Annotated in this window: 13 protein-coding genes; 4 read left to right on the top strand and 9 right to left on the bottom strand. The window is 65.2% G+C overall.

The annotated features are described in order from the left end of the window. Positions 1-29 precede the first annotated feature (29 nt). From FJV83_RS28030 to FJV83_RS28010, 5 genes are all read right to left on the bottom strand, one after another. Positions 30-551: a DoxX family protein gene (locus FJV83_RS28030; protein WP_142885545.1), complete on the bottom strand. Its 522-nt coding sequence runs from the start codon at positions 549-551 to the stop codon at positions 30-32. Positions 552-1,088: 537 nt separating this feature from the next. After that, positions 1,089-1,568 (bottom strand): tetratricopeptide repeat protein, encoded by a 480-nt coding sequence (locus tag FJV83_RS28025; protein ID WP_142885544.1) that lies wholly within the window; start codon positions 1,566-1,568, stop codon positions 1,089-1,091. Positions 1,569-1,744: 176 nt separating this feature from the next. Next, complete coding sequence (locus tag FJV83_RS28020; protein WP_142885543.1) at positions 1,745-2,716, bottom strand: MBL fold metallo-hydrolase; 972 nt, start codon at positions 2,714-2,716, stop codon at positions 1,745-1,747. 112 nt (positions 2,717-2,828) lie between these two features. Beyond that, on the bottom strand, positions 2,829-3,050 hold the full coding sequence (locus FJV83_RS28015; RefSeq protein ID WP_142885542.1) for a DUF680 domain-containing protein: 222 nt from the start codon (positions 3,048-3,050) through the stop codon (positions 2,829-2,831). 53 nt (positions 3,051-3,103) lie between these two features. Beyond that, the gene (locus tag FJV83_RS28010; protein ID WP_095775135.1) at positions 3,104-3,352 is read right to left on the bottom strand and encodes a DUF680 domain-containing protein; all 249 of its coding nucleotides are present in this window, start codon (positions 3,350-3,352) and stop codon (positions 3,104-3,106) included. A 421-nt stretch (positions 3,353-3,773) separates the two neighbouring features. Here FJV83_RS28010 and FJV83_RS28005 point away from each other — a divergent pair, with 421 nt between their 5' ends. The 3 genes from FJV83_RS28005 to FJV83_RS27995 are packed head-to-tail and all read left to right on the top strand — an operon-like array spanning position 3,774 to position 8,998. Next, positions 3,774-7,904: a Pls/PosA family non-ribosomal peptide synthetase gene (locus tag FJV83_RS28005; RefSeq protein WP_142885541.1), complete on the top strand. Its 4,131-nt coding sequence runs from the start codon at positions 3,774-3,776 to the stop codon at positions 7,902-7,904. Beyond that, the gene (locus FJV83_RS28000) at positions 7,901-8,356 is read left to right on the top strand and encodes a GNAT family N-acetyltransferase (RefSeq protein WP_142885540.1); all 456 of its coding nucleotides are present in this window, start codon (positions 7,901-7,903) and stop codon (positions 8,354-8,356) included. The genes FJV83_RS28005 and FJV83_RS28000 overlap by 4 nt, the downstream gene beginning before the upstream one ends. Before the next feature lie 3 nt (positions 8,357-8,359). After that, positions 8,360-8,998, top strand: a complete 639-nt coding sequence (locus tag FJV83_RS27995; RefSeq protein WP_142885539.1) for a 4'-phosphopantetheinyl transferase superfamily protein — start codon at positions 8,360-8,362, stop codon at positions 8,996-8,998. A 7-nt stretch (positions 8,999-9,005) separates the two neighbouring features. Here the strand turns inward: FJV83_RS27995 and FJV83_RS27990 are convergent, their stop codons facing one another. The 3 genes from FJV83_RS27990 to FJV83_RS27980 form a co-directional block, all read right to left on the bottom strand. Next, the gene (locus tag FJV83_RS27990; RefSeq protein ID WP_142885538.1) at positions 9,006-10,100 is read right to left on the bottom strand and encodes a KamA family radical SAM protein; all 1,095 of its coding nucleotides are present in this window, start codon (positions 10,098-10,100) and stop codon (positions 9,006-9,008) included. A 198-nt stretch (positions 10,101-10,298) separates the two neighbouring features. After that, positions 10,299-11,189 carry an NmrA family NAD(P)-binding protein gene (locus FJV83_RS27985; protein ID WP_142885537.1) on the bottom strand — a complete coding sequence of 297 codons (891 nt, stop codon included), beginning with the start codon at positions 11,187-11,189 and terminating at the stop codon, positions 10,299-10,301. After that, positions 11,186-11,368, bottom strand: coding sequence for a DUF1127 domain-containing protein (locus tag FJV83_RS27980; protein ID WP_142885536.1), 183 nt, complete (start codon positions 11,366-11,368; stop codon positions 11,186-11,188). The genes FJV83_RS27985 and FJV83_RS27980 overlap by 4 nt, the downstream gene beginning before the upstream one ends. A 216-nt stretch (positions 11,369-11,584) precedes the next feature. Here FJV83_RS27980 and gcvA point away from each other — a divergent pair, with 216 nt between their 5' ends. Further along, positions 11,585-12,496, top strand: coding sequence for a transcriptional regulator GcvA (gene gcvA, locus FJV83_RS27975; protein ID WP_142885535.1), 912 nt, complete (start codon positions 11,585-11,587; stop codon positions 12,494-12,496). 147 nt (positions 12,497-12,643) lie between these two features. Here the strand turns inward: gcvA and FJV83_RS27970 are convergent, their stop codons facing one another. Then, positions 12,644-12,856 carry a 4-oxalocrotonate tautomerase family protein gene (locus FJV83_RS27970; RefSeq protein WP_095789312.1) on the bottom strand — a complete coding sequence of 71 codons (213 nt, stop codon included), beginning with the start codon at positions 12,854-12,856 and terminating at the stop codon, positions 12,644-12,646. Positions 12,857-12,875: the final 19 nt, after the last annotated feature.

Here is a 12,875-nt window from a genome sequence, read left to right as displayed (position 1 = left end):
CGATCCGCGACGCGGCAGGCCTTGCTGCCTTAAACCGGCAGCCGCACATCCGCGGAGAACTGGTTCTCCACGGCCAGCAAGGCCCTGACCATTTCCTTGTCGCGCTGGCGCTTTTGCAGATACCCGGCCAGCAGCCAGTCCAGCGAGAACCGGCCGGCGCCAACGGCGGCCAGCACGAACATGCCGCCTGATATGGCCAGGTCCTTTTCGAAATGCAGCAGCTCGTTCTGGCTGGCGAAGTTGACATGGAACAGCAAGGCCGTGGCCAGGCAGAACAGGCCGAGCCCGATGCCGCCCAGCCGCGTCAGCAGGCCTGAAGCCACCGAGAGCCCTGCCCCCAGTTGCAGCGCGATGGTGGCGACGAACAGCGGCAACCCGACGCCAAGTGCTGCCATCGCCTTGGCGGCGCCGTCGAAATGGGTGGCCAGCGTCACGCCCTCATGCAGGAAGATGAAGGACATGAGCAGGCGGCCGGCAAGCAGCGTCACGTCCCTGATGTGGTATTTCGCGGCGAGGCCGGTGAGCTTCGCGGCGATTTCGTTCGGTGTCATGGTCAGCCTCCAATTTTTGAGCACAGGCAAGCGCCGCCCGCCGTGGGACGCGCGCAAGCACGGCGCCTGACGGGTCTGATCTTCGAAAGGGCCGGAGCCGGCTCGAGGGAGAGGCGCCGGCTCCGGCAATGGGCGCCAGCCACGAGCGCCCAAACTGGTGGTGGGGGACTGAATCGGCCAGTACCAGTCCCCAACTCGGGCCGCTTGGCGGCCACCTCTCCCCCAGTCCGCGACTGACCAGCTCGAGGCTTGATTGCCACGTGGTTCCCCCAATCCGTCGCTGCTTCGCAGCGCCACCTTTCCCCCCTCCGGAGGGAAAGGAAGGGAGCATTGCCGGACGAGCGTTGCCGGCAAAAAGCCTGGCGCCTTTCCTCTGCCCCGTCGATCGGGGGGTCCGAAGGACGGGCGAGACCCGTGGCTCGCCCCGGCAGTGGCTCGGCGAAGCCGAGACGGAGTGGGGGTCGACCGACGCAGCATAAGACAATGCATGGCCAAGCTCATGGCCACGTCCGTGGGGGAGTTGGAACGGGTCACCGCTTACTGCGTCACCTTGGTGTCGATGGCCTTCTGCAGGTCGGAAAGCTCCTCGCAGCCGGCGGGGCAGAGTTTCTGCAGCGAGGCCAGCTGCTCCTTGGCCTTGTTCATGTCGCCGGTCTCGACATAGAGCTCGCCCAGATATTCTCGGGCGGCCTTGTGGTCGGGCTTCAGCTCCAGCGCCTTGTTGTAATAGGTCAGCGCGGTGGTGACGTCGCCGGTCTTGCGCAGCGTGAAGCCGAGCAGATTGTAGACGTCGGCCTGCTGGTTGTCCTGTGCGAGGTCGCGCAGATCGGCCAGCGCGCCCTTGTAATCCTTGGCGGCGATCTTGGCCTGGACGGCGGTGAGGTCGGGCGCATCGGCCCCCTCGATATCATCCACCGCATAGGCCGGCATGATCGTTGCGACGGGAACGATGGTCAGCACGGCGATGGCGCCGAGCAGGCCGAACAGGGCGTTTCTGCCCAAAAGAAGCTGTTTCATTGTCTTTCTCGCTTTGGTTTGTGCGTTAGCGTTGAGAGACCGTTTCGAAATTCGCTTTGGCGAGTCATATGATGGTGGTTTCGAGAACCGGAGCGGAGCGGACGTTCGGGTCCGTGAGCACCGGAAGCGCAGAAAACGCCTTCAGATGGCCGCCAGAGTAGAGTTTCCAAACGGTCTCAAATCTGAACGGGAGAGAAGCCATAGGCACTCCCGTCCTTGACGAAGACGCCGGTGCCGGGGAACGGGAAATGCGACCCGGAAATGCGGATGTTGTCCGCGATCACCCGGTCGATGATCTTGTGGCGCGTGGCAATCGCGGTCGGCCCATCCTGGTCGTAGGCGCCCTGCCATTCCGGATGCGGCGCCAGCAGGGCCGGCACATACATGGTGTCGGCCGAGATCATCAGCTGCTCCTTGCCGGAATTGGCGAGGTACACCGAATGTCCCGGCGTGTGGCCGGGCGCGGCGACGATCTGGATGCCCGGCGCCACTTCCGCGCCGTCCTGAACCAGCTTCCAGTTCTTCCATTTCGGGAAGTTTTCGGCGATGCGCTTGCCCGCCGGCTTGCGGCCCTCCGGCAGCTTGGCCAGCCGGCTCGGGTCGGTCCACCAATTGTATTCGGTGGCGTTGACGATCAGCTCCGCATTGGGGAACACCGGCGTGTTGGTGCCCTTCTCCATCAGGCCCCAGACATGGTCGGGGTGGAAATGCGAGATCATGATGGTGTCGATCGCCTTGTAGTCGATGCCGGCGGCGGCCATGTTGGCCGGCAGGTGCGTGGCATTGGCCTGCCACTGGCCGACGCCCGAGCCCGCATCCATCATGATCAGCTTGCCGCCCATCTTCAGCACGACGACGGTGAGCGGGATGGGCATGAACTCGGTGGTCAGCCCCGCCTTGGCAAGCGCCGCCTTGGTGTCTTCGACCGAGACATCCTTGATGAAGGCCGGGTCGTGCGGCTTCTTCCAGATGCCGTCGTAGATGGCGGTGACCTCGATGTCGCCGACCGTGTATTTGTAGAAGCCGACGGTCGGCTCGACCGGCGTCTGCGCGAAAGCGGGGTGGGTGAATTCGAGCTTGCCGGCAAGGCCGAAAGCGGCAGCGGCGGCGGCGGATTGAAGCACTGTGCGGCGTGTCATGGTGAACATGGTGGTCTCCTGGGTTGTTGTGGCGGAAGGGCGACGGAGGGCCACGCCACATGGCCCTCCGTCCTGATCGCGGGCTGGGTCAGGACCCTCGAGAGCGGTCCGGACCCAGAACTCAGTTGCCCCAGATGCCCTGGCCTGGTTCGTCCGCGTCAGATTTCGTTGTCGCCTGGACACCGAGCCGGACCATGTCGGCCTTGCGGATCGAGGCGGTGTGGGTGTTGTCGACCATGGCGGCCGTCTGGTTGGCGGTGCGGTCGCCAAAATGATCGCTGCCGGCAAAGACGCCGGTGGTGGCCACGAGGATGGCGGCGGCGGTGAGAGCGAGGGTTTTCATGTCGGTGCTTCCTGTTTGTGAGGTTTGAGAAGGAGTTCGAAGGTCGGGGGCGCTCAGCGGCCCCAGAGACCGTCGTCGTTGTGCCGGTTGATGATGTCCTGGACCGAACCTTGGCTCGGCCCGGTCGTCACCTTGGTGTCGACGCCGGCCGGGTGCGCGGTGTAGGGGATCGAGGCGGTGGCATTGGTGTCGACGGAAGCGACAGGCTGATTGACGGTGTCGGCGCCGAAATGGTCGCTGCCGGCAAAGGCGGCACTCGAGGCAAGCAACATCGCGGCCACGCTGAGAGCGAGCTTGGTCATGTTCGTAAATCCTTGTTTCGTTTCTTCGCGTCGCGGACCGGATTGGCCCCGCTGAAGGGAAGACCCGGCAAGGCGGTGCTTTATTCCCGGGGGTGGTGAGATTTTTTTGAGAGGCGGGGATTCAAGGGGCGCGGCCAGACAGGATCTGGGTGAAAGGCGGCGGCATCACCTCCGGAAAAGACCTTCAAGGGCAAGGCAGGAGGAGCGCTCAGACACAATTCAGAAACAAGTTTCAACAATTCGGAAAAACTGGCGAAAAGATCGGATGGCATAACCATCCCGCGGGGGCTGTGGGGACTTCCTTTTCGGAACTTTCGGTCCGCCATCGACAAGGGTCAAATTGCAGCAGCGGCACTGCCGAAAATGCCTGCTCGAACGGCGGCATGAACAGCCGGGCGATGCGCGGCCAGGACGAGAAAGCATGGAAATGGATTACGGTGTCGACTTTGCCAGCCTGGACAGGGACACGGCACGACCAGGCGCGGAGCCCGAAACCGGGCTGGCCCAAAATGGCCTGGCGGGCGTCGATACCCTTGTAAGGGCCGCTCAGCGGGCCGCGCATGCCCAGATTCTGACCGGCGCCGATTTCGCCCGCGCAGGCCAGCCCGACGAGCGGCTCGACGCGTTCTTCGAAGAGCTCGCCGCAACATTCGCCACCTTGCCGGCGGTGATCTCCGACGGAAATGTCTGGACGTATCAGGAGCTGGACAGCCGCGCCAACCAGTTCGCCCGTGTGCTGATCAAGCGCGGCGTGCGGCCGGGCCACCGGGTCGGGCTCATTCTCGACCGGTCGGCGGAGACCTATGTCGCCTTGCTTGCCGTCGTGAAGGCGGGGGCCGCCTTCGTGCCGCTGGCCACCGCCTTTCCGCAAGAGCGCATGGCGCTCATCATCGAAGACGCCAGCGTCAGCCTGATCGTCACCATCGCCACCTATGCGTCGCGGGCCGACCAACTGCCGGTCCCCCATGTGCTGATCGACAGCGCCGCCGCCGAGATCGCCAGACAGTCCAGCGCGCCGCTGAAGCCGCAAAAGGCGCCGGCGGAAGACATTTGCTACATCCTGTACACGTCGGGAACGACCGGCAGGCCGAAGGGCGTGGCCATCCGGCACCAGAGCTTCGTCAACTTCATCCGGGTCGCCGCCGCATCCTACGGCTACAGGCCGGGCGATCGCGTCTACCAGGGCATGACGATTGCCTTCGACTTTTCCTCCGAGGAGATCTGGGTGCCGTTCGTCGCCGGCGCGACCGTGGTGCCCGCGCCCGGCCAGATGCCGCTCGTCGGCGAGGAACTGGCGGATTTCCTGCGATACCATGAAATCACCTGCATGGCCTGCAGCCCGACGCTGCTGTCGTCGATGACATCGGATGTGCCCAGCCTGCGCACGCTGCTGGTCGGCGGCGAGGCCTGCCCGCACAATCTGGTGGTGCGCTGGTCGACGCCGGGCCGGCAGATCCTCAACACCTATGGCCCGACCGAGGCGACCGTCACGGCTACGATGGGCGCGCTGACGCCGGACAAGCCCGTCACCATCGGCGCGCCGCTGCCCACCTATTCCATCGTCATCCTCGACCCGTCGCTGCCGGAACTGGCCGAGCCCAGTGAACTGGGCGAGATCGGCATTGCCGGCATCGGGCTCGCGGTCGGCTACCTCAACAGGCAAGACCTGACGGAACAGAAGTTCATCGCCGATTTCATCGGCCTGCCGAACAACCCGTCGCAGCGCATCTACCGCACGGGCGACCTTGGCCGGATCAACGGCGATGGCGAGATCGAATATGCCGGGCGCATCGACACCCAGGTCAAGATCCGCGGCTATCGCATCGAGCTCGGCGAGATCGAGGCGGTGCTGCTGGACCAGCCGGAGATCGCGCAGGCGGCCGTCACCACCTGGGAGATCGAGCCCGGCCGCGTCGAACTCGTCGCCTATTACGCGCCCAAGGCCGGCCAGCCGGCGCTCTCGCGCGCCGATCTCGCCCAGACGATGAAGCGTCGCCTGCCGGACTACATGGTGCCTTCCTATCTCGAGGAACTGCCCGCGATCCCGATGACGGTCTCCAACAAGGTGGACCTTCGCCAGCTGCCGAAGCCGACAAGCGTGCGGCTTTCCGCCGACCGGGAGATGGTTGCCCCCGGCAATGACGACGAGCGCTTCCTGGCCGAGGCCCTGGCCGCGGTGCTGAAATTCGACGAGGTCTCGGTCGAGGACAATTTCTTCGACGATCTCGGCGCCAACTCCCTGCTGATGGCGCATTTCTGCGCCCGCGTGCGCACTCGCAAGGAATGGGCGACGACGTCCATGCGCGACATCTATCTCCATCCGACGGTGGCGCGCCTGGCCAAGCACCTGAGCGTCTCGGAAGAGGTGACGACCGCCGCCAACGAGCCTGTTCTCACCCGCCGGGCATCGAATCTTGCCTACTGGACCTGTGGAATGGCGCAGTTGCTGTTCTACGCGGTCTACAGCTATGCGGGCCTGTGGGCGCTCAACATCGGCCTCAACTGGATGTATGACACGCTCGACGATCCGCTGCAGCTCTATATCAGGTGCGTGGCGCTATCGGCCGGCGTGTTCTTCGGCATGACGGGCTTTGCCGTCCTGGCGAAATGGGTACTCGTCGGCCGCTGGAAGGCGGAAGCCTTCCCCATCTGGGGCCTGCGCTACTACCGCTTCTGGGTGGTCAAGACCTTGATCCGCACCGCCCCTGTCGTGCTGTTCCGCGGCAGCCCGCTCTACAGCTTCTATCTGCAGATGCTGGGAACCAGGATCGGGAAGAACGCCGTCATCGAATCCAAATCCGTGCCTGTCTGTACGGATCTGATCTCGATTGGCGCCAACACCATCCTGCGCAAGGAATCGCTGATCCTCGGCTTTCGCGCGCAGTCCGGCTACATCCACATGGGACCGCTGACCATCGGCCGCGATGCCTTCGTCGGCGTCGGCTCGACGCTCGACATCGACACATCCATCGGCGACGGCGCCCAGCTCGGCCATTCGTCCTCGCTGCAGCGCGGGCAAAGCATCCCCGATGGCGAACACTGGCATGGCTCGCCGGCCGTGCCGACCACGGCGGACTATTGCAAGGTGCGCAACGAAAACCCTTCCGACATCCGGCGCTTCCTCTTCGAGGCGGTCCAGCTGATCGGGCTGTTTGCCATTGTCATCCCGCTGCCGCTGCTGTTCCACAGCTATTGGGAAAATGTCGGCGACGACTACCAGGAGACGATCGGCGTGGTCGCCGTCGGCACCACGGTCACGCTTTTCGGCTACATCGCCACGGCTTTTATCGCCGCGACGGTGCTGCCGCGCCTGCTCAGCGTGATCCTGAAACCCGGCCGCACCTACACGCTTTACGGCTTCCGCTACTGGCTGCAGGCCGCCACCGAGTTCACCAGCAATTCCCGCGTGCTGGGGCTGCTGTTCGGCGACAGTTCGGCAATCGTCTATTACATGCGCGCCATCGGCTGGAACCTCAACAAGGTGGTGCAGACCGGCTCCAATTTCGGCTCCAACCAGCAGCACGAAAACCCGCTTCTGTGCGAGATCGGCACCGAGACCATGGTGTCGGACGGCCTGTTCATGATCAACATGCACAAATCCGCCTCCGCGTTCCGGCTCGAGCGGACGCGCATCGGCGAACGCAACTATCTTGGCAACAACATCTACTACCCGCCGGATGGACGCACGGGCGACAACGTCCTGCTTGGCACCAAGGTGATGATCCCCATCGATGGGCCGGTGCGCGAGAATGTCGGGCTGCTGGGTTCGCCTGCCTTTGAAATCCCGCGCATGGTCAATCGCGACAAGGAGCTCATCGCCGGCGTCGACGAGGCGGACCGACGCCAGCGCATCCCGCACAAGAACCTGCACAACGCCGTGACGATCCTCCTGTTCATGGCCACGCAATGGGTCATGCTGTTCGCCACGCTGGCGATCTGGGACCGGGCCCTGAACTACTACACCGAATGGGCTGAAGTCGCTCTCTTCGCCGCCGTGCTCTTGACCTCGGCGATCACCATTCCGTTCTACATCTTTGTCGAGCGGGCAAGCCTTGGCTTCGGCAGGCTGAAGCCGCAGATGACGACGATCTACGACGTCGCCTTCTGGCGCCACGAACGCCATTGGAAGCTTGCCGATTCTCCGATCGTGCGCCTGTTCTCCGGCACGCCTTTCCGGCCGATGATCCTGCGCATGCTGGGCGTCAAGGTCGGCAAGCGGGTTTATGATGGCGGAGCCAACCTCACCGAGCGCTCCCTGGTCGAGATCGGCGATGATGTCACGCTCAACGAGGGCTGCGTCATCCAGGCTCACTCGCTGGAGGAAGGCGCGTTCAAGTCCGACTATATCCGCATCGGCAAAGGCTGCACGCTCGGACCGTCCGCCTTTGTCCATTACGGCGTCGTGATGGGCGAAGGCTCGGTGGCCGACACCGATTCCTTCGTGATGAAGGGCGAGGAGCTGGAACCCTACTCGATCTGGCGCGGCAACCCGGCCAAGCTGCATCGCTTCGTGATCCCGGTCACGAATGACGGCGCCAAGGCGTCGGCTTGAAGGCCGGAGACATCCGTCTCGCCCCGGTGACCAAGGCCAATCGGGCCTTGGTCGCGTCGCTGGAACTGGCGCCGGAGCAGATGGATTTTGTCGCCGGCAACGCGGAGTCGCTGGAGGAGTCCCAATCCGACGAGGACGCGCGGCCCCGCGCAATCATGGCCGGGGATCGCATCGTCGGTTTCCTGATGTACGACGCGCCGGAAGATGACGACGAGGCGCGCATCTACCGCTTCATGATCGACCGCGCCTGGCAGGGCAGAGGCTACGGCAAGGCCGCGTTGCGCGCGGTGCTGCACGAGATCGGCGGGCTCGGTCACGTCAGGCACGTCTCGATCTGCTACGAACCGGAGAATGAAGCGGCACGCCAGCTCTATCGCACCGCCGGTTTCGTGGAAGAAGGGCTCGACGAGGACGGAGAAATGATCGCCGACCTCGTCCTGGCGAAGGGATGACCATTGACCCGGCCGCCCTCCCCTGAAGCCGCGCTGGCCGAGGCGATGGCGGCAATCGCGCCCCGGAATGTCCTGACCGGATGCCGGGTGATAGGCCATGCGGACGAGACCCATCTGCTGCCCGAGGAAGCGCGCTCCATCCCCGCGCGCCGGCCGGCCATGCGGCGCGCCAGCGGCGCCGCCCGCTGGATCGCGCACCGGCTGCTGGCCGATGCCGGCATCAGCGACCTCGCCATCCCACGCGCGCCATCCGGCGCTCCGGTCTGGCCGGACGGGATAATTGGCTCGCTCGCCCATGACGACGACATGGCCGTCGCGGCGGTCGCGCCTGTCGGCGGTATCGTCTCTCTCGGCATTGACGTCGAGCCCGCCGAACCCTTGCCCGACGACATTTTCGCGATCGTTGCAACCGGCGCGGATCGCACCGGCGCGGCGGATCCGCGGCTTGCCGGCCGCATCCTGTTTGCCGCCAAGGAGGCGGTCTACAAGGCAGCCTTTCCGCTCGATCGCCAGGTGCTGGGCTACGAGGATATCGCCGTGGACCTCGATGCCGGCCGCGCGACGACGAAGACCGGCCGCATGGTCAGCCTCGCCTACTGCGTCGCCCCGCGCCTGGTCGTGTTGGCGTTTGTCGGGCAATAGCGCGGATCTATTCGCCGACGATCTCCCGATAGGTCCTCACCACGCCGTCCTGGCCGCGTATCCGCCAGGTGTCCCCGTCGCGGCCCTCGATAGGACATGGCCCGAGCGACACCTTGCCGCCGCCTTCCGGCAGGTCGAGCACATAGACGGGATTGCAGATGCCCGACAGGCGTGCCCGCAGCGCTTCCACCAGCGCCTGGCCCTGCGCGATCGTGGTGCGCCGGTGCGCCATGCCGCGCGCCAGGTCGCCATGGTGCAGGTAGTAGGGTTTTACGCCCAGCCGGTACATCAGCTCGCGGCAGAGCTCCTCCAGCACGTCGATACTGTCGTTGACGCCCTTGAGCAGAACGCTCTGGTTGAGCAGCACGAAGCCCGCCTGCCGCATGATCCGGCATGCCACCTCGGTCGCGGGCGTGATCTCCCGCGCGTGGTTGAAATGCGTGACGACCGTGACCATCAGCCGGCCCTGCAGCGCAGCGACCAGCCCTGATGCGATGCGCGATGGCAGCGCCACCGGCACGCGCGTGTGGATGCGCAGGAGCCGCACATGCGGGATCGCCTCGATGCGCGCGAAGATTTCGGCCAGGGCCTTGTCGGGCAGCGACAGCGGGTCGCCGCCGGTCAGGATCACCTCGCGGATCTCGGGATGATCCGCGATATAGGCCAGCGCCGGCTCGAGCGCCTCGCGCGTGTAGCCGCGGCCGATCGAGGTCAGCGATTCCTTGCGGAAGCAGAACCGGCAGTAGACCGCGCATTGATAGGTTGGGAACAGCAGCACCCGGTCGGCATGGCGGTGCGTCAATCGCGGCACCGGACTGAACTCATGGTCGGCGATCGGATCGCCAAGCTCGCCCTCCACCTCCTCCAGTTCGCCCAGTGACGGGATGACTTGCGCTCGGATCGGATCGGCCGGGTCATTCCAGTCGATCAGGTCGAGATAGGCTTTTGGCGCACGCACCTTGTGCAGTGCGGCCGCCGCCTGAGCGGCTGCGCGCTCGGCCGGCGACAGCGGCAGGCGGTCGAGGTCGCGCACATGGCGCACGCCCTGGCGGACATCGTCCTGCCAGTCGGGGGCGCGGGTTGCATCTTTGAGGTCGGTCATTGCAGGTCTCGGAGTGGTCGCGCGGACCTATCGGCCGTAAGTAGGCTTCCGTCAACAACCGCGCTTGTCGCAGATTGTCTTGCGGCATGGGGGGAGGAACCTAGGTGTTGCAGCACCGCGAAGACCCCACCCGGAACCTCGGTCCAGTGGGGGCCTGGCGCAACGCTTGCAGAACCAGGTTCGTGACACACAACCTGATCACACAGCCGTTCCCGCCGCCATCGCCACAAAAGCACTCTCAATGCTCTCGAACCTCAGCTCCGGATAAAGCGCACCCGCCTCCGGAGTGTCCGTTTCAAGCGCGGTCTCGCCACGGATCCAGAAGGCCCGCAGCAGACCGAGGCCGGGGACCGCCGCGATCAACGCCTCCAGCTCCTGCGCGCTCATCTTCACGACACGCGGCGAGCGGCCGCTGACCCGACGCCACAGATCGATCATCGCGCCCTGCGTGATCCTGTTCCGCGCTATGCGGATCTCGCGGCGGACGGCATTGGGATCCTCCAGCGCGCGCATGGTGACGGCGGCGATATCCTTCTCGCTGACGAAGGTCGCCGGCACATTGCCATCGCCATAGAGCGTCACCTCATCCGGCGGCAGCACGGCCGAACCGAAGCGCGTCAGGTCGCCCAGCGTCGCCACCCAGGTGGAGAAGAAGCCGTTGGTGTAGATCACCGTATAGGGCAGATCCGCCTCCCTGACCGCGTCGAACACGGCCCTCTTGATGTCGAGCGGCGCGATCGTGCCGGGGGCGGCGGCGGCAAAGTCGAGGCCGAAGCCGGCGGAGGGCACGAAGCGGGAGACGCCGACATCCCTGACGGCGCGCACCAGCGTCATCTCGCTGGCCGAACCGACATGCACCGAACTGATGACGCGGTCGACCTTGCCGACGGCTCGCACAAGGCTGTCATAATCGTCGAGATCGCCGACATGCACCGTCGCGCCCAATTCCCTGAGCGGCCGCATCCGCTCTTCATTGCCTGAAGTGGCTGGCCGAACCAGGACATGCAGGCTGTCGCCATTGCGCGCGCTGGCCTTGGCCATTTCGCTGCCCAGAAGCCCCGTCGCGCCGATGATCAGGGTGCTGGTCATATCCCCCTCCCATTGTGCAAGATCGAACCGTCCCAGTCGCGCTCCAGGCCGATGTCCTGCAGGCGGCGGTCGGAAAACCGGGAAATCCGGCGCAGCACGCGGCGGCGCTCGAATGCCGCCGTGCTGCGCGTGGCAAGGCCGCTCATCGCGGCGCCGATGGGTCCAAGGGTCGAGGTCATTGTCTGTCTCCTATGTTCGTCAGGGTGCAAACGTGCCGGTGCCGCCCATCGGGCGAGCATGACGATCGCTCACACATATCGTTGGTCTTTCAACGCATCGGAGAACCGGAAAGGTCGATATAGATGCGCGGTACGCCCTGATACTGGGCATTTCCGGGCTGGACGACAAACGACTCTTTGTGCAGGATTTGTGAGCAACACTCACAGGTCGAGATCATGCCGCGACGATTGCCGCCCCTCACCGCCTTGCCCGCCTTCGACGCCGCCGCCCGGCATCTGAGCTTCTCCAGGGCGGCCGACGAGCTCAACCTCACCCATGGCGCGGTCAGCCGCGCCATCCGCAACATCGAGGACAGGCTCGGCATCCAGCTGTTCGATCGGGGAACGCGATCCGTGCGCCTGACCGCAGTGGGCGCGGCCTATGCGGTCGAGGTCGGCAAGGCGCTCGACCAGATCGCCGCCGCCACCATCGCCGCCACGCCCGACCGCTCGACGCGCATCCTGAACGTCTCGACGTCGGACGGCTTCGCCGGCCGCTGGCTGGTGCCGAGGCTGCATCGCTTCCACCGCGCCAATGCCGATATCGACGTGCGGCTGGCGACCTCGGGCGTGCTGGCCGATTTCGTCAGCGACGGCATCGACATCGCCATCCGCTACGGCAAGGGCGGCTACACCGGCGTGACGGCGGAATTTCTCGCCGACGAGGAGGTCTTCCCGGTCTGCAGCCCGGAACTGCTGCAAGGCGAGCATCCGCTGCGCCGGCCCGGGGACCTCAGGCACCACAAATTGATCCATGACGCCTTTCGCATCGACTGGGCGACGTGGCTGCAACTGGCCGGTGTCGATGGCATCGACCCCAAGCGCGGCGTGCGCTTCGATTCCGCCACCTTCGCCGTCGAGGCCGCCGTGCATGGCGAAGGCGTGCTGCTCGGCCGCAGCGCGCTGGTCTCGGCCGACCTCGCGGCAGGGCGGCTGGTGCGGCCCTTCGACCTCGCGCTGAAATCGGCGGCCAGCTACTATCTCGTCTATCCCGACGGCGCGCTGCGGCAGAAGAAGATCAGGGCGTTCCGCGACTGGCTGTTTGCCGAGGTGGCGGCTGACTGGGTCGGGATGTCTCGGAGGGATTGAGGATGATCTCGCCCCTTCTTGGGTGAGGAACACAAGTCTTCCAAGGGTAGCGCCAGCACCCGGACCTTCGGTCGGTGGGGCATCGCGGCGCTGCATGACCTGGGCTCCTCGCCCAGGGGGAAACAAGCGGCCCGAGACAGTGCGCGCCTACTCCTTGGCGCGATAGGCTTCCGGTATGACGAACACTTCGTCGGCCCGGCCATAGCCGCCGTCGGCGATCTCCTCGACCAGCACCATCGTGGTGGGCCGCACGCCTTCGCCGAAAAAGTCGACGAACATGGCTGTAGTCCGATGGATGAGGTCTTCCTTCTGCGCCTTGGAAAGTGCCGCCTGCGGCAGCTTGATATTGGCGAATGGCATGATCGTTTCCTTTCTGTAG

This window comes from Mesorhizobium sp. WSM4307 (assembly GCF_007003945.1).
Classification (GTDB): Bacteria; Pseudomonadota; Alphaproteobacteria; order Rhizobiales; family Rhizobiaceae; genus Mesorhizobium.
The sequence above is the reverse complement of the archived record's forward strand: the minus strand, read 5'-3'. Positions and strand labels throughout refer to the sequence as shown.

Excerpts from the sequence above, each read along its gene's own strand:
- FJV83_RS28030 (WP_142885545.1), bottom strand. The coding sequence starts at position 551 with ATGACACCGAACGAAATCGCCGCGAAGCTCACCGGCCTCGCCGCGAAA.
- FJV83_RS28025 (WP_142885544.1), bottom strand. The coding sequence starts at position 1,568 with ATGAAACAGCTTCTTTTGGGCAGAAACGCCCTGTTCGGCCTGCTCGGC.
- FJV83_RS28020 (WP_142885543.1), bottom strand. The coding sequence starts at position 2,716 with ATGTTCACCATGACACGCCGCACAGTGCTTCAATCCGCCGCCGCCGCT.
- FJV83_RS28015 (WP_142885542.1), bottom strand. The coding sequence starts at position 3,050 with ATGAAAACCCTCGCTCTCACCGCCGCCGCCATCCTCGTGGCCACCACC.
- FJV83_RS28010 (WP_095775135.1), bottom strand. The coding sequence starts at position 3,352 with ATGACCAAGCTCGCTCTCAGCGTGGCCGCGATGTTGCTTGCCTCGAGT.
- FJV83_RS28005 (WP_142885541.1), top strand. The coding sequence starts at position 3,774 with ATGGAAATGGATTACGGTGTCGACTTTGCCAGCCTGGACAGGGACACG.
- FJV83_RS27990 (WP_142885538.1), bottom strand. The coding sequence starts at position 10,100 with ATGACCGACCTCAAAGATGCAACCCGCGCCCCCGACTGGCAGGACGAT.
- FJV83_RS27985 (WP_142885537.1), bottom strand. The coding sequence starts at position 11,189 with ATGACCAGCACCCTGATCATCGGCGCGACGGGGCTTCTGGGCAGCGAA.
- FJV83_RS27980 (WP_142885536.1), bottom strand. The coding sequence starts at position 11,368 with ATGACCTCGACCCTTGGACCCATCGGCGCCGCGATGAGCGGCCTTGCC.
- gcvA (WP_142885535.1), top strand. The coding sequence starts at position 11,585 with ATGCCGCGACGATTGCCGCCCCTCACCGCCTTGCCCGCCTTCGACGCC.
- FJV83_RS27970 (WP_095789312.1), bottom strand. The coding sequence starts at position 12,856 with ATGCCATTCGCCAATATCAAGCTGCCGCAGGCGGCACTTTCCAAGGCG.